The following is a 15,515-nucleotide window of genomic DNA, read 5'->3' on the forward strand; positions in this document are numbered from 1 at the left end:
TGTAAATTTCCTATAGTGAAGGCAAACGATTGCTAACAAGTGTAAATACGTTATGATGGCGCTCTGTTGATGATATATCGGTCAATTAAGCGCCTTTTTTATACGTTTTTTTGTGATTAAAATGTTAAGAGTCACACTTTTGAAAGCCGATCGCTGTCTTGTTCGTGCAAAATAGAATGAGCCATGTTTATTATTGGAAACACATCGAATGCCGATAGCATTCTCGGGTCTATCTAAATGGAGACGAAAATGACTCAAGAACTTCTGAAAACACCACTGCACGCACTTCATGTTGAAGTTGGCGCAAAAATGGTCCCGTTCGCGGGTTACGATATGCCGGTTCAATACCCTCTAGGCGTAAAGAAGGAGCACTTACACACTCGTGATGCAGCAGGTTTGTTTGATGTATCTCATATGGGTCAGCTTCGCTTAATTGGTGAAGGCGCGGCAGCATTTCTAGAAACATTAGTTCCTGTTGATATTGTGGATCTTGAGTCTGGCAAACAGCGTTATGCGTTCTTCACTAATGAAGAAGGCGGCATTATGGATGACCTAATGGTTGCAAACTTGGGCAATCATCTTTTTGTGGTTGTGAACGCAGCGTGTAAAGAACAAGATATCGCTCACCTAAAAGCGCATCTGCCATCGGGTGTTGAACTAGAAGTCATTGAAGATCGCGCTCTGCTTGCTATTCAAGGCCCTCAAGCGGCGAAGGTGTTAGCACGTTTTGCTCCAGAAGTGGCAGACATGCTGTTCATGGATATTCGTAAAGTGGAGATTCTGGGCGCCGAATGCATTGTTTCTCGTAGTGGCTACACTGGCGAAGATGGTTACGAGATCTCGGTTCCTGCTGAAAAGGCAGAAGAACTAGCACGTAAACTGACTGCGGAAGAAGAAGTTGAATGGATTGGCCTTGGTGCTCGTGATTCACTTCGTCTTGAGTGTGGTCTTTGCCTATACGGTCATGACTTAGACACAACAACTACGCCTGTAGAAGCGAGCTTGTTATGGGGCATCCAAAAAGTGCGTCGTGTTGGCGGTGAGCGTGAAGGTGGTTTCCCAGGTGCTGACGTCATTCTAAAGCAGATTGAAACCAAAGATGTTGCACGTAAGCGTGTTGGCCTTGTTGGTCAAACAAAAGCGCCAGTTCGTGAAGGTGTTGAGCTGTTTGATGCTGACGGTGCGAAAATTGGTATCGTAACCAGCGGTACAGCCGGTCCAAACGCAGGTAAGCCAGTATCAATGGGCTATGTGCGTGCCGATCTTGCTGCGATTGGTACAGAGCTGTTCGCAGAAGTGCGTGGAAAAATGCTACCGATGACGGTTGAAAAAATGCCTTTTGTACCGCAACGGTACTACCGCGGTTAAAACTGAATGAAACAAAAATGCCGAGCTGAATAGCTCGGCATTTTTATGTCTTCTTTTCGCTTATTGGCTTTTTAGTTTACCGCTTCATCGATGGTACAACACATGTCGATAACGATGTCTTCAAGCTTGCTAGGGTGGATCATATCTTCTTTCGCGATTCTGAATTGCGTCGCCATGATCGTATTAAACAATTCCCAGTGTTTGATCAGCAGTTGTTCACGATTGTCTGCGATATCTGGCCATGTTTCTTGCATCATTGGAGCAAGGCTGACTGCGCCGTGTGCAAAGATCAACATCTGCCATTTTGATTCCCACTGATCGAATTGTGCTTCTGGGAATTCACTGTTGTACTGAGCGAAAATGCTCGTGAAAATCTCGGCAAACTCGTCTTTTGACTTTAGGAAGTAGTCAAACAGCGCGTTATCATCTTGTCGGATTGAGTCCGCAATCATTTGTACTGGATGAGGGTTCACGAGTGCAAACGCCAACATGCGAACCATAAACAGGTAAATCTTGCGATTTGATGGGGTGTTCTCAGGCATTTCGTTGATTAGGCCTGCCATATAATTTTGCAGGAACTCATCCATCGCGTCACTCACTGCTTGCCAGATTTTCTCTTTGCTGCCGAAGTGATGACGAATCAAACTATGTGATACACCCGCCTTTTCGCTGATGTTTCTTAGCGAGACTCGCTCGTAACCCAGCTCACAAAACATATCTGCAGCGACCTTAAGGATCAGACACTTAGTTTGTTCTGCGGCTTCAGCGCTACGTCGGCCTTGCTTTCTTACATTCATAGTTCGATTTTTCCCGAATATTAATCAACGTGCCTACTTTTACCAGAAACTGAACGCTTTGACTAATTAATTTGCTATCCATGTGGAAAATATGTTGATCAATATTCAATTCTGCCTATACTGCACGACTGTGTAGTAAATTTTAAGTCTATGGAGAAGCCAGTGCGAAAACAAACTATAAAGCACACTTTGATTGGCGCTGTGGTGACGTTAAGTCTCTCTACGTTGCTGACAGGGTGTAATAAAGCCATATCAGAACCGGCAGAGCCTTTAATCAAACCCGTTAAATTACTTGCTGTTAAAGATCTTACGGTTGACGACTCTGACGCTTTCCTTGCGCGTATTGATGCAACGTATCGAGCGCAGTTGTCTTTTCAAGTTGGTGGGGAAGTTGAAAAGCTACTGGTAAGAATGGGACAAGGGGTAGAAAAGGGTGAAGTGCTCGCCACACTAGACCCGAAAGATCTGCAATTGGCTTTAGACGCGGCGCAAGCCCAATATGCACTGGCGAAAACTCAGTGGGAAAGAGCAAAAAGTCTGTACAGCAAAAAACTCATCAGTACCGATAGCTACGATCAAAAAGAAACGCAATACAAAGCAGCGTTGGCAAGTTTTGAACAAGCGAAAACCGATTTGAGCTACACCAAAATTCAAGCGCCATTTGACGGTGTGGTGTCGTACACCTACGTGAAGCCTTATCAAGTGGTAGGTGAAAAGCAAGAAATCCTCAATTTGATTGATAACACCACACTGGATGTTTCTTTCACTTTGCCCGTTAGTTACGCGGAGTCTGTCTCTCTGTCTGCACTAAAAAACGCAGAGATGTGGGTAACGATGGACAGCGAACCAAGCAAACGTATTCCGGGTAAGTTCAAAGAAATCTCAACGCAGCCAAACATCGATACCAACAGCTATGAAGCGATTGTGACGATCACTCGGCCAACCGATCGCAACTTGCTCACTGGGATGACAGGACAAGTACACATTGCTAAGCAAAACAAGTCTAACGCCATGACGTTGCCGACATCGGCTTGGGTAAACAAGCAAGAGAGCCAAGGTGAAGTTTGGGTGATGGATAGCTCAACGCAACAAGTGAATAAAGTGACATTGTCACTAAATGAAAGTGGCGCGATTGAGTCAGGTTTGGATAACAACGACTACGTGGTTATTGCTGGCGTAGAACGATTAGTCGAAGGGCAAGTGGTGAAAGCTTGGATTCGTGAGGAAGGCATTTAATGAAGCATTCTCTATTCGCAGTATCGGCTATCGCATTGGCCGTTCTTACTGGTTGTCAAAGTGATAGCCAAAACGTAGCCGAACAACCGTTGTATGTTTCGACCATTTCAGTTGACGCGCCAGTGAAAAGCCAATATCGCGCGTTTAAAGGGCTAGTCGTTCCTGCTGAACAAACACCAATGGCATTTCGTCGCGCCGGTGAAGTTCAACACGTACTAGTGAAAGCTGGTGACGTAGTGAAAGAAGGGCAAATGATCGCCAAGCTGGATGACAGTAAAGAAAAGCAAGCGGTAAATGATGCTGAAGCGCAATACACGCTTGCGATTCGCCAGCTTAAACGTGGTGAAGAACTGCACGGTCGCCAAATGATATCCAAAGCAGAACTGGATGAGCTGACCGCAAACAAGGAACTGGCAGAGGCAAACTTCTATAACGCCACCAACCAGTTGAACTATACGCGTTTATTTGCCCCGTTTGCAGGCAAAGTCTCAGACGTTTTCAAAGAGCGTTTTGAGCGCGTGGCGATTGGCGAACCAGTACTGAACTTGTATCAAAACGATGTGGTTTATGTGCGTATCGAATTGTCTGACAACGTGTTAGCGATGGTGAACCCAACCGCACAAAACATGAGTTATAAGCCGCGTGCGACGTTCTCTGGTATTCCAGCAACGTATGCGCTGGACTATTTAGAGCACACTAGCGAGCCAAACTCAGAAACACAGACTTATGAGATGTACTTGACCATGCCTCAACCAGAGCAAGAGATTCTTCCGGGCACCAGTGTGAGCGTGATGGTCGATATGATCAAAGCCGGTATCACTTCTATCGATGGTTACAACATCCCAATGACGGCGCTTCAAGCAGGCAACGATGATAATGAGTTCTTTGTTTGGAAAATGAACAATGACGCTGTCACTAAAGTGCCTGTGGCGATTTCACAAGTTAACGGTGAAGGGGCGATTGTCTCATCGGGAATCACTCAAGGTGATGTGTTGGTTAATTCAAACCTGCGTAAATTACGCGAAGGTAAGCATGTGGATGTTGTGGAGAAGGAACAATAATGAACATTGCTGAGTATTCCATTAAGAACAAAGTCATCAGCTGGTTGTTCATTGTTATTCTTGCTATCGGTGGGGTGACTTCATTCCTAGAGCTTGGTCGATTAGAAGACCCTGCGTTTACGATTAAGGACGCGATGATTGTCGCGACTTATCCTGGGGCGACCTCCAAAGAAGTGGAAGAAGAATTAACGTATCCGCTTGAGAAAGAGATTCGTAAACTGCCGTACATTGATCGAATCACGTCGACCTCTTCGAATGGTATGTCGCAGATCATGGTCAGTATGAAGATGGATTACGGCCCAGACGAACTGCCACAGATTTGGGACGAAATGCGCCGTAAAATCAATGATCTGCAACCAACTTTACCGCAAGGTGTTCAATCTCTGCAGATTATTGATGACTTCGGTGACGTGTACGGTGTGATGTTGATGCTGACGGGCGACGATTACGACTATGTCGAGCTCAAACGCTATGCCGACCACCTACGACGCGAAATCGAACTGGTTGATGGCGTGGGCAAAGTAGACATTGCAGGTGACCAGCAAGAGATGTTGTTCGTTGAAATCTCGCTTGACCGCCTTGCGTCTCTGAATCTCGACATGAACGTTGTTTCTGGCTTGCTTAACCAACAAAACAACGTGGTTTCGGCTGGCGAAGTTATGGTGAATGGTGAAAGCCTCGTCATTCGTCCTAGCGGTACGCTGAATACAGTTCAAGCGTTAGAAAACCTGATCATTCACGGTCGTGATACGGGTAATTTGATTCGCTTAAAAGACGTTGCGACGATCACCCGAAGTATTCAAGAAAAGCCGGGTAACATGATTTTGTTTAACGGCAAGAAAGCAATCAACATCGGTATTTCGTTTGCGTCTGGCGTTAACGTAGTGGAAGTAGGTGAGCGCCTTAACGCTGAGTTAAGCAGTTTAGAGTCCATCAAACCTGCGGGTTTGGACATGAGCTATTTCTACAACCAAGCGCAAGAAGTCGATGATTCTGTCAAAGCGTTTGTGATCAGCTTAGCTGAGGCGGTAGCCATCGTAATTATTGTGCTGTTGTTCACTATGGGCTTACGTAGTGGCGTGATCATTGGTGTGGTACTTCTGTTGACGGTGTTTGGTACGTTCATATTGATGAATTACAACAACATAGAACTTCATCGGATTTCGCTCGGTGCGTTGATCATCGCATTGGGTATGTTGGTGGACAACGCGATTGTTGTGGTTGAAGGTATTCTGGTTGGCCTGAAGAAAGGGCGCACAAAGGTTCAAGCTGCCGTTGATATTGTGAAACAAACACAGTGGCCTTTGCTTGGCGCGACAGTAATCGCAATTACCGCGTTTGCACCAATCGGCTTATCTCAGGACGCAACTGGCGAATTCATGGGCTCACTCTTCTGGGTGTTGTGTTTTTCATTGTTCTTGAGCTGGGTTACGGCAATTACACTCACGCCTTTCTTAGCAGACCTGCTTCTAAAAGAAGAAGAGAAAGACACGAACGGTGAAGACGAAGACCCTTACAAAGGCTGGTTGTTCGTTGTATTTGGCGCGTTGCTTAAATTCTCGTTACGTTTTCGTTGGATGACGGTCGCTGCGATGGTGGCGTTGTTAGTGGGTGCCGTTATTGCGTTTGGCAATGTGAAGCAGCAATTCTTCCCACCTTCGAATACGCCGATGTTCTACGTTGATATGTGGATGCCAGAAGGTACGGATATCCGTCAGACCATTAAGCAAGCGGAAAAAGTAGAAAGCTATATTCGTCAGCAAGATGACATCGATTTTGTCTCGGTTTCGATTGGCCAAGGTCTACAACGTTTTGCATTGACGTACCAACCGGAGAAAAGCTACGAGGCTTACGCTCAGTTCCAAGTGCGAACAACTGACCGTGACAATATGTTCAAGCTGCTTCACAAGCTGGATGACAATTTAGCTAAAACGTTCGATGAGCCTACATTCCAGTTCAAACTGATGGAATTTGGCCCGTCTCCAGCGTCTAAAATTGAAGCACGTATTACTGGCCCAGATCCGAAAGTGTTGCGAGAACTAGCGGTTCAGGTGGAAGACATTCTTCACACAGATCCAGGGGCGAGAAACATTCGCCACGATTGGCGTGAAAGAACGAAAGAACTTGTGCCCGTCTTCAACGAATCCAAAGCGCGTCGCCTTGGTATTTCGAAAGAAGATCTATCAAGTACGCTGCAAATGGCGTTTGGCGGCAGCACGTTTGGTGTTCTGCGTGACGGAACTCATACGTTACCTATTATGATGCGTCTACCTGAAGCGGAGCGTGTGGACTTTGAATCGCTACAAAACGTGAAGATTTGGAGCCCGTCATTACAAACGTACATTCCTGTCGATCAAATCATTGATGGTGTCGAACTAGATTGGAGTGAGCCTCTGATCCAACGCCGAGACAGAAAACGTACCTTAACGGTGTTGGCTGACCACGATGTATTGAGTGATGATACGGCGGCAAGTTTGTTTGCTCGTGTACAACCAAAAGTGATGGCTTTACACATCCCTGAAGGGTACGAAATTACTTGGGGTGGGGAATACGAATCATCGAAAGATGCGCAAGAAGGGCTATTTGGTTCTCTGCCAATGGGCTACTTGCTGATGTTCATCATCACCATTTTACTGTTTAACTCAATCAAAAAACCGTTGGTGATTTGGTTTACGGTTCCGCTTTCCATTATTGGTGTGGCGTTCGGTCTACTGACAACTAACATGCCATTCAGCTTCACTGCATTCCTTGGATTGCTGAGCTTGAGCGGGATGATTTTGAAAAACGGCATTGTGTTACTTGATCAAATTAACTTGGAATTAGAGTCTGGCAAAGATCCGTATCTTGCGATTGTAGATAGCGCGATCAGCCGTGTGCGTCCAGTAAGCATGGCGGCGCTGACAACGATTCTAGGGATGATTCCACTCGTGTTTGACGCCTTCTTTGGCTCAATGGCGATTACGATTATGGCAGGTCTTGGTTTTGCAACGGTACTAACATTGATTGTTGTACCAGTAATGTTTGCGATTCTATTTAGGATTAAACCGGCCACTGCATAAGGACTCCTGACTTATCTAAGTCAGCTTCCTGCCTAGCCCTGAGGGATTTCCTCAGGGCTTTTTTCGTTTTAGAACTTGTAAGAAACACCAGCGTAAAGCGAGCCGATCATGATGGTTAAGTCATCGTAAGTTTCGTCAATTACAAATGTGTCTACTTCATAAGCGATGCGGAAATTCAGATTCTCGATCGCTTTAGGTGAGTATTCGCCACCAACACCTGCACGGAATGACGTTTCTGCTTTTGACGAAGAGCCAAAATCAAGTTCGGTACGACCAAGGCCGACCGTCGCAAACGGACGCCAGCCACTGTCAAAGGTGTAACCTAGGTTCGCCATTAGAGCGATGTTTTCAGGTTTTACCATTGTGCGTGGTGCATCTTCAAACTTGTCAAAAATATCACCGTAGCGTGTGTATTGCGCTTCGATTGCGACGATACGGTTGAACTGGTAACCGCCAAACAGTTTGTATGTGGAGTCGTTAGAATCCAGATTAACCGCATACGGCCAAACACTGTCGTCATAGACAGTTGTAACCCCGATACCACCACCAAGGTAAAAGCCTGATACGTCTTTTTTCTCGACATCAGTTTGATTTGCTTGCGCGAATGCTGAAACAGCAGCTAACAAAAGGACAGCTTTTTTCATGTGTAATTAACTATATTATTTTGATTAAAACGAAGTGAAATATAAGAGGCTTTATCTGCATTTGGGATTTTTCATCGGCTACTTGAAAAAACACAAGTCACCGAAGCGTTAGTTAAGCAAATAAGTCGCACCTCTCATGCGTGCAGCATAACGAGTCAAAAAGTAAAGGTTAAGTATCGAAATGTATGGTTTTGTCAGAAGAGGGGAAATAAAAAACACCTCCCTTAACCGGAATTTAAGGGAGGTGCTGAATGCCAAATCGAGGGTGGCATTGTTAATTGCTTAAGTGTTAATTGCTTAAGTTTTGCTTATGCAGCAACTTCTTGTTTTGCATCCGCTTTGTTTTTTAGGAATGCATAGGTAAAGCCTGTTACCGCCGTACCTGCAGCAATTGCTACCAAGTACATCAAGACTGGAGAAATTGCGTTAGGGATAAGCAGTACAAATAGACCGCCGTGAGGTGCCATCAGTTTCGCGCCGAATAGCATAGATAGAGCACCTGTTAGAGCGCCACCAGCCATACAAGATGGGATTACACGCATTGGGTCTTTCGCTGCGAATGGGATTGCACCTTCAGAGATAAAGCACAGACCTAGCACGAATGATGCTTTGCCCGCTTCACGCTCGTTTGGTTCAAACTTGTTCTTCGCTAGGAAAGTGGCCAGACCCATACCTAGCGCCGGCACCATACCTGCCGCCATGATTGCAGCCATTGGTGCGTAAGTTTGAGAAGCCAATAGACCTACACCGAATGCGTAAGCCGCTTTGTTTACCGGGCCACCCAAGTCGAAGCACATCATTGCGCCAAGGATAATACCAAGTAGAACGGCGCTGTCTGAACCCATGTTGTTTAGGAAGTCAGTCAGACCATTCATGATGCCAGAAACCGGACCGCCAACGATGTAGATCATAACAAGGCCCGTAAATAGCGTCGCAACAAACGGGATGATCAGAATCGGTTTCAATGCTTCCATTGATTGAGGAAGTTTTACTTTATCTGCTAAGAGCTTCGCTGCGTAACCTGCGATGAAACCAGCCGCGATACCACCAAGGAAACCAGCGCCAGTAGAGCTTGCCAACATACCACCAACAAGACCCGGAGCCAGACCCGGACGGTCAGCAATTGAGAAGGCAATGTAACCAGCAAGCACAGGGATCATCAGCGCAAACGCGGATCCGCCGCCGATGGTCATTAGTGCGGCGGCCAATGTGCCTTCTTCTTTAAACGCTTCAATACCGAATACGAACGATAGGGCGATGATCAAACCACCTGCGACGACGACAGGAAGCATGTGCGAAACCCCCGTCATTAGGTGTTTGTATGCGCCTTTCTTCTCGTCTGTTGCCGAAGCAGAACTTGCAGCGCCTGAATGTTGGTAAATCGTGGCTTGTTCGAACGCTTTGTCCATCTCTTCAGCGGTTTTCTTCAGAGCTGGGCCAGTCTTTGTACGGTACATTTTTTTGCCGTTGAAGCGATCAAGTGGCACTTCGATGTCCGCGGCAATGATAACCAAGTCCGCATCTGCGATTTCTTGGTCAGTTAGTTGGTTCTTCGCGCCAACAGAGCCACGAGTTTCCACCTTAATTTGGTGACCACGGCGTTTGCCTTCTTCTTCTAAAGCTTCTGCTGCCATGAAGGTATGTGCAACACCAGTAGGGCATGCCGTAATAGCGACGATTTTCTTGGTTGCAGAAGCACTTTCGACAGGCGCTTCAACTGTGGTTGCTTGTTCAAGTGTTGCTGCACTTTCGACTGCGGTCGTTAAGAATGCGGTAGCATCTTTTGCCACCGCGCTGATTTCTGCTTGGTAGACTTTTTTACCTACGAAACGAGAAGTATCAACGGTGGTGTTCGCCGCGATTACGATCGCGTCAGCTTGCTCAATGTCAGCGTCTGTCAGCGGCGTTGGAGCAATAACACTGGATTGGCATTCAATCTTGGCGTTCCAACCTAGTTTAGCGGCCGCTTGTTCTAATAGACCCGCCGCAAGGATGCTATTAGCAACACCACTAGGGCAGGCAGTAATAATGGCAATATTCATACTGATAACCTTCTGTTCCTTAGTTTTTGTCTAAGTTCGTATTAGGGTAAAGCTCGCTGACTTGTGTTTGCAGCTTAATGTTTTCCAGTTCTTCTTGACTGGTTAGCCCCACGCCAACTTGGCTAACTGCTAAAGCAGAAAGCGCTGTCGCGAAGCGCAATAAATCGTGTTTCGGCATCACTTGCATGTGACCCCAGCATAAGCCTGCCACCAGTGTGTCGCCCGCACCTACGGTGCTCACCACATTCATGCGTGGCGGTTGTGCGCGTAGCCACTCGCCTTGGTTTAGCCACATCACACCGTCAGCGCCCATCGACACAACAATGTTCTCGATGCCTTTGTTGCTGAGGGTTTGTGCTGCCACTTTGCACTGTTCTGGCGTTTCTAGGTGCTCACCGACAAAGTCACTCAGCTCTTCGTCATTTGGTTTAATAAGCCATGGATGAGCATCAATACCTGCACGTAGAGCGGCTTTGCTGCTGTCGAACAATACTTTTTTGCCTTGTTGATGCAGTTTTTCAATCCATGCTGCGCATTGCTCAGCGGTTACACCGCCCGGTAAGCTGCCAGCTAGAACGAAGTAGTCGTGAGTGTCTGCAAGGCGGAACAGGGTCTCTTCAAAACGCGCAATTTCTTCTGCCGTTACTTGAACGCCAGGAAAGTTGATGTCACTCACTTGGCCGTTGGCTTCAACCAGTTTTACGTTGATGCGTGTTGCGCCTTCAACTTCAACAAACTCGTTTTTTACGCCAATTTCGGTGAAAAGTTGATGGAACAGCTCTGGGTTGTCTTTACCCAAAAAGCCGGTCACCGTAACGTCGGCGCCAAGGTCGCTCAGCACTTTTGCAACGTTAACGCCTTTGCCTGCCGCGTGAAGGCTACTTTGCTCAACAAGGCTGACTGAACCTACCTTTAGCGCGTCGAGCGAGCCTGTTAGATCAAGCGCAGGGTTCAGCGTGATGGTCACAACTTTGTTTGTTTTTAATGCTGTCATTTGCGTGCCCCTTAACCTTCACCTAGGCCAGAAGCAATCGCGTTGCCGATAGACTCCAGCGCTTGAGCCGCGTCTGGGCCTTCAGCAGAGAACTGCAATTGGTGACCGTGTTTCACACCAAGGGCAATCACTTTCATCAGGCTTTTCGCATTTACTGCTTTACCATCACCATCTAGGTTTGCCACGCGAATGTTTGATTCGAATTTCTTCGCTTCTGCAACCAGCATCGCACCCGGGCGAGCGTGAAGGCCATGTGCGTTTTTGATCTTAAAGACTGCTACGTTGCCATCTTCGGCTGGCGCTGCCACTTCTTCGCCTTTGAATAGCGCGAGAATCTGTTCTGCAGAGGCATCTAACAGCTTATTGTGTTCGTTGTTGAAAACGATTTTAGACAAGTTGTTCAGAATTGATTGGTGAGCGTTGTTACAAGCAGCAAACGCAACCAAAGCACGCACTTTTTGGCCTTCGTATTCGCAATCGTTGGCCGTCGAGACAAAAGACACACCGGTGCGAGAAACGTGCTTATCGCTACCAACTAGCCATAAACCGTTGCCAAGATGAGTCGGTGCTTTTGTCACGAGATCAGCAACAAATTCAGCGCCAGCACAGCCAGTGTTTTTCAAGAGGCCACCAGCCACAGCGCTCATCTGTACCATATCGCTTGCAGGGAAAAGCAATTGGATAAGAGACGCATCGAAGTCCGCTTCAAGCTGAACATCACCATTAAGTAGGGCAATGATGTCTTCTTCGCTTTTTGCATCGCGAAGACGCTCTTCCACGCCATCAGCACCTAGCACTTTGGTCAGTTGCTTCAGAATGCCTAAGTGCTCGTCTGATTTTGCCGCGATACCAATCGCAACGAAGACTCTGTTTCCGTCACCCCAATCCACACCTTCAGGAAAGTGGTGAACAGCGACGCCAGTGGTTTTTACCATCGAGCGAGTGTCGGTTGTGCCGTGAGGGATCGCGATGCCGTTACCCAAAAACGTTGAGTTTTGGTTTTCACGATTTAGCATGCCTTCCACATAACCTTGTTCAACAAGGCCTTTGTCTGTCAGGCTTTGCGCAATATTCTTGATTGCTGCAAACTTATCTGTCGCTGATTGCGAGAGGGTAATGTCGTTCTTGTTTAGCTTAAGCATGGTGCTTCTCCAGCCTTAAGGTATTCGTACCAATCAAATTAAAAATGTATTCAGTCTTGCTCTAGTTTTGTTGTGTCTTAGCTAAACCTTCTTTCGATACTGAATCGATTCAGCTAAGTGGCAAATTTTTTAAAAGACTTAGCAAAATGTTTTAAAAATCTGACGCTAAACACCCCTTGAGCTGTATTGCTTAAAGCCTAGACGAAGACTTTCTGCATTGCCGGATTTTGGTGATTTTCGTCAATTTTTAGATTTTGCTGAATCCTTTCAGCTTTTATACTGAATCGGTTCAGCTTATAATTCAACTTATCGTAAGATCGTTGATGTATTAATATGATCGCGCGCACAGAATAGGGTTGAGAATATGACACTGGATGAAATAGCCAAATTGGCAGGGGTTTCAAAGACAACTGCAAGCTATGTAATTAACGGAAAAGCGCAGAAATACCGCATCAGCGAAAAGACGCAAAAGAAAGTGATGGCGGTTGTTGACGAGTACAATTACAAGCCGGATCATGCCGCTTCTTCTTTGCGTGCCGGTAACTCGCGTTCGTTTGGACTTATCATCCCAGACTTGGAGAACACCAGTTACGCACGCCTTGCAAAACTGATTGAACAAAACTCGCGTAAGGCGGGTTATCAAATTCTAATTGGCTGCTCAGATGATGATCCGGAAACGGAGAAAAAGGTTGCTGAAGCGCTAATCAGCCGCCGAATTGACGCGCTATTTGTCGCAAGTGGTATGCCATCGGCTAATGAGTATTATCTCAAGTTACAAAACTCGGGCACTCCGGTTATAGCACTTGACCGTCCAATGGATGATGAGCATTTTTGTTGCGTTATCAGTGAAGATTTTGATGCTGCTTTTGAGCTTACAGAATCGGTACTGTCACCAGAGATCAAAACCATTGGTTTGATTGGTGCGTTGCAAGATCTGCAAGTGTCGAAAGAGCGCGAACTGGGTTTTCGGTCTGCCTGCCAAAAAGACGATACGGCAATGACCGTCGGTTACGGTTTGCACTTCTCTCGTGAGGAGGGAAAAAAGGTACTGGATAAATGGGTTCAAGCAGACAGTTTGCCTGATGCGATCGTGACGACTTCCTACACGTTGCTTGAAGGCGTCCTAGACGTGATGCTTGAAAAGCCAGAGCTCATGAGTCAAGTTCGTCTGGCGACATTTGGTGATAATCGACTGCTGGACTTCTTGCCAGTGAAAATCAACTCTCTGCCTCAGCAATTTGAGTTAATTGCTGATAGCGCGATGGAGTTGGCACTGAATGCCTCGGCCAAACGTTACAAACCGGGTGTGGAGCTTATTGCTCGCAAAATTGTCAAACGACAATAGTCTCGGCACTTACAATTTCACTTCGACCGTCAGCGAAACAAACGCGTGATCGCTGGCGTTTTTATCTTTCTCATAGGATGGGTTAATCAGGTGTTGTTCTAACACTTGATAATCAATCACTTCCGCTACCGATACATCCGAATGTGTATCAAACTCTTGAGAAAGCAGAATGTAATCCAGCACGTTCCCCGTAGAAAAGTGGTAGTGAGTCGCTGGGCGCACCTCAAGAGACGAGCCCGTTTGCAGATTCCAACCATCCTTTAGTTGTAATTCGGTGACGCTGTCACTAAAGGTTTCGGTAAGCACGTTATTAACGCTTTCTTTTGAGATGGGCTGGTTCATATCACCCATTAACACGGTCGGTATCGGATGTGCTCGATATTGTGCCTGCATCGCGTCTCGCAACATGGCCGCTTCCCAACCGCGTTGCTGTGTAGACAACCAACGAGCCATTACGCGACTTGATGGTTCTGGCGTTTCGGTATCCGCAGGGCGTTGAGATTTGAGGTGAGTGACATATATGGCAATGTGACCAAGGACTGGGTGAACGACTTGCGCATAAATCGGCTTGCGACTGAAATCGGGTGCTTCATTTACCCCAAATGGCGTGAGTGAGTTTGAATCGAACTCTACGCGTTTTACATCCTCAATAGGAAAGCGAGACGCAATCGCGACGACGGGGCGAGAGTAAATATACTCGTCTTCTATTTTTGGGGTATCGACCGTTGCGAAATACGGAAAGCCAAGTGACAAAAAGTACGCGCGGGTCTCTTCGACACTGAACACCTCTTGCAGACCGATAATGTCCGGTTCGAGCTTTTCTAATTGGTTTTGCGTCCAAGCAAGTTTGTCTCGCCACTGCTCTTGGGAATAAATATTCTCGAAGTCGTAGTAGGCGTTCGGCGGTGCGACAAAATTAAACAAGTTAGCCGTAACAAAGGTAATTCTGCTTGGTCGAGACAAAGTATTCGCTCTTTTTAACAATAACCTGGAGAGTATATACCTTCGGATTATGGAATTGCAGCCTCGTTTGAAGTTGGCATTGACGTAACAGCTTGCGAATGGTCAGTTAAATAGGTCAAGACGTGCTCAAAAGCCACAAAGAACCTGCGATAGAGCATTGGCTGAGGTTTCTATTTTGGGGCATTGCGTTTAAACTTCAGAGCATCAAATATGAAGAGTAAATAACATGACCCAAGATTACGACCACGAAGAGTATTTAGAAGGCGACGAGATTGAAATCGAAGCGATCGGCATTGATGTTGATGCGCATCCTATCGAACTGTATAAGCTTTTTAAAATCGCAAACTTGGTCAGTGGTGGTGGCGAAGCAAAACATATCATCGAAGAAGGTTATGTTGCGGTGAATGGCGAGCTAGAAACACGTAAACGACGCAAAATGTACGATGGTGACTTTTTTGAGTTTAACCAAGAATACTATGTGGTGGTTTGTGACGCGCCAGTGACAGAACCAGAAACGGCAGAACAAAAAGCGGAAAAGAAAGCGAAGAAAGAAGCGCAATCTACTCGTAAAGAGAAGTCTCGCCAAAGCAAGCCGCCTAAAGCGAAAGGCACAGGACCTAAATCAACGGGTCGTAAAGCGGCACATAAAGAGCGCAAAGCACAAAAAGAAGCGCTGTCTCAATCTGCTAAGAAAGGCAAGAAAGAAGACAAACCACAAGCAACGCGTGACCCGAAGAGTGGACGTAACTCTATCGACTTCTTCTAAGCGATAGAATCATATAAGCGATCGAATCCTAGCGTTCAAACCCATACATACAAAAAGCGCCGACATGTGTTCGGCGCTTTTTTGTTGGGATAGTTTGT

The 15,515-nt window shown here is 46.4% G+C and carries 12 protein-coding genes; 6 read left to right on the forward strand and 6 right to left on the reverse strand.

The genetic code is table 11. From position 1 onward, the window contains the following. The first annotated feature begins 249 nt into the window (after positions 1-249). A complete protein-coding gene (gcvT, locus tag DYB02_RS24375) occupies positions 250-1,368 on the forward strand; it encodes a glycine cleavage system aminomethyltransferase GcvT (RefSeq protein ID WP_029806123.1) in 1,119 nt (372 codons plus the stop codon). A 71-nt stretch (positions 1,369-1,439) separates the two neighbouring features. Here gcvT and vdeR read toward each other — a convergent pair whose 3' ends face one another. Continuing rightward, on the reverse strand, positions 1,440-2,165 hold the full coding sequence (gene vdeR / locus DYB02_RS24380) for an efflux transporter transcriptional repressor VdeR (protein ID WP_005478460.1): 726 nt from the start codon (positions 2,163-2,165) through the stop codon (positions 1,440-1,442). 150 nt (positions 2,166-2,315) lie between these two features. Between vdeR and vmeT the strand changes: the two genes are divergently transcribed. The 3 genes from vmeT to vmeV are packed head-to-tail and all read left to right on the forward strand — an operon-like array spanning position 2,316 to position 7,521. After that, complete coding sequence (vmeT, locus tag DYB02_RS24385) at positions 2,316-3,401, forward strand: multidrug efflux RND transporter periplasmic adaptor subunit VmeT (RefSeq protein WP_075984579.1); 1,086 nt, start codon at positions 2,316-2,318, stop codon at positions 3,399-3,401. Then, positions 3,401-4,462: a multidrug efflux RND transporter periplasmic adaptor subunit VmeU gene (vmeU, locus tag DYB02_RS24390; RefSeq protein ID WP_029806525.1), complete on the forward strand. Its 1,062-nt coding sequence runs from the start codon at positions 3,401-3,403 to the stop codon at positions 4,460-4,462. Before vmeT ends, vmeU begins: the two co-directional genes overlap by 1 nt. Next, the gene (vmeV, locus tag DYB02_RS24395) at positions 4,462-7,521 is read left to right on the forward strand and encodes a multidrug efflux RND transporter permease subunit VmeV (protein ID WP_029806527.1); all 3,060 of its coding nucleotides are present in this window, start codon (positions 4,462-4,464) and stop codon (positions 7,519-7,521) included. The genes vmeU and vmeV overlap by 1 nt, the downstream gene beginning before the upstream one ends. Before the next feature lie 68 nt (positions 7,522-7,589). On the opposite strand, the gene DYB02_RS24400 is transcribed toward vmeV, so the two are convergent. The 4 genes from DYB02_RS24400 to fruB all read right to left on the reverse strand — a co-directional run bounded on the left by DYB02_RS24400 (position 7,590) and on the right by fruB (position 12,343). Beyond that, complete coding sequence (locus DYB02_RS24400) at positions 7,590-8,165, reverse strand: porin family protein (RefSeq protein ID WP_025589686.1); 576 nt, start codon at positions 8,163-8,165, stop codon at positions 7,590-7,592. A 308-nt stretch (positions 8,166-8,473) separates the two neighbouring features. Further along, entirely contained in the window at positions 8,474-10,207 is a 1,734-nt protein-coding gene (gene fruA / locus DYB02_RS24405) for a PTS fructose transporter subunit IIBC (RefSeq protein ID WP_029806788.1), read from the reverse strand. Positions 10,208-10,226: 19 nt separating this feature from the next. Further along, entirely contained in the window at positions 10,227-11,201 is a 975-nt protein-coding gene (gene pfkB, locus DYB02_RS24410; protein WP_029845770.1) for a 1-phosphofructokinase, read from the reverse strand. An 11-nt stretch (positions 11,202-11,212) separates the two neighbouring features. Beyond that, positions 11,213-12,343: a fused PTS fructose transporter subunit IIA/HPr protein gene (gene fruB, locus DYB02_RS24415; RefSeq protein WP_029806437.1), complete on the reverse strand. Its 1,131-nt coding sequence runs from the start codon at positions 12,341-12,343 to the stop codon at positions 11,213-11,215. Between the two features lie 364 nt (positions 12,344-12,707). On the opposite strand from fruB, the gene cra reads away from it, so the two are divergent. Continuing rightward, positions 12,708-13,688, forward strand: a complete 981-nt coding sequence (cra, locus tag DYB02_RS24420) for a catabolite repressor/activator (RefSeq protein ID WP_029806439.1) — start codon at positions 12,708-12,710, stop codon at positions 13,686-13,688. 9 nt (positions 13,689-13,697) lie between these two features. On the opposite strand, the gene DYB02_RS24425 is transcribed toward cra, so the two are convergent. After that, on the reverse strand, positions 13,698-14,651 hold the full coding sequence (locus DYB02_RS24425; RefSeq protein WP_029806441.1) for an endonuclease/exonuclease/phosphatase family protein: 954 nt from the start codon (positions 14,649-14,651) through the stop codon (positions 13,698-13,700). Positions 14,652-14,877: 226 nt separating this feature from the next. On the opposite strand from DYB02_RS24425, the gene DYB02_RS24435 reads away from it, so the two are divergent. Continuing rightward, entirely contained in the window at positions 14,878-15,417 is a 540-nt protein-coding gene (locus tag DYB02_RS24435) for an RNA-binding S4 domain-containing protein (RefSeq protein ID WP_005454291.1), read from the forward strand. Positions 15,418-15,515 lie beyond the last annotated feature (98 nt).

The organism is Vibrio parahaemolyticus (genome assembly GCF_900460535.1).
Lineage (GTDB): Bacteria > Pseudomonadota > Gammaproteobacteria > Enterobacterales > Vibrionaceae > Vibrio > Vibrio parahaemolyticus.

Bases quoted from the DNA above. Each gene is read 5' to 3' on its own strand.
- vmeV (WP_029806527.1), top strand. From the start codon at position 4,462: ATGAACATTGCTGAGTATTCCATTAAGAACAAAGTCATCAGCTGGTTG.
- gcvT (WP_029806123.1), top strand. From the start codon at position 250: ATGACTCAAGAACTTCTGAAAACACCACTGCACGCACTTCATGTTGAA.
- pfkB (WP_029845770.1), bottom strand. From the start codon at position 11,201: ATGACAGCATTAAAAACAAACAAAGTTGTGACCATCACGCTGAACCCT.
- DYB02_RS24400 (WP_025589686.1), bottom strand. From the start codon at position 8,165: ATGAAAAAAGCTGTCCTTTTGTTAGCTGCTGTTTCAGCATTCGCGCAA.
- vmeT (WP_075984579.1), top strand. From the start codon at position 2,316: ATGGAGAAGCCAGTGCGAAAACAAACTATAAAGCACACTTTGATTGGC.
- vmeU (WP_029806525.1), top strand. From the start codon at position 3,401: ATGAAGCATTCTCTATTCGCAGTATCGGCTATCGCATTGGCCGTTCTT.
- fruA (WP_029806788.1), bottom strand. From the start codon at position 10,207: ATGAATATTGCCATTATTACTGCCTGCCCTAGTGGTGTTGCTAATAGC.
- vdeR (WP_005478460.1), bottom strand. From the start codon at position 2,165: ATGAATGTAAGAAAGCAAGGCCGACGTAGCGCTGAAGCCGCAGAACAA.
- fruB (WP_029806437.1), bottom strand. From the start codon at position 12,343: ATGCTTAAGCTAAACAAGAACGACATTACCCTCTCGCAATCAGCGACA.
- cra (WP_029806439.1), top strand. From the start codon at position 12,708: ATGACACTGGATGAAATAGCCAAATTGGCAGGGGTTTCAAAGACAACT.
- DYB02_RS24435 (WP_005454291.1), top strand. From the start codon at position 14,878: ATGACCCAAGATTACGACCACGAAGAGTATTTAGAAGGCGACGAGATT.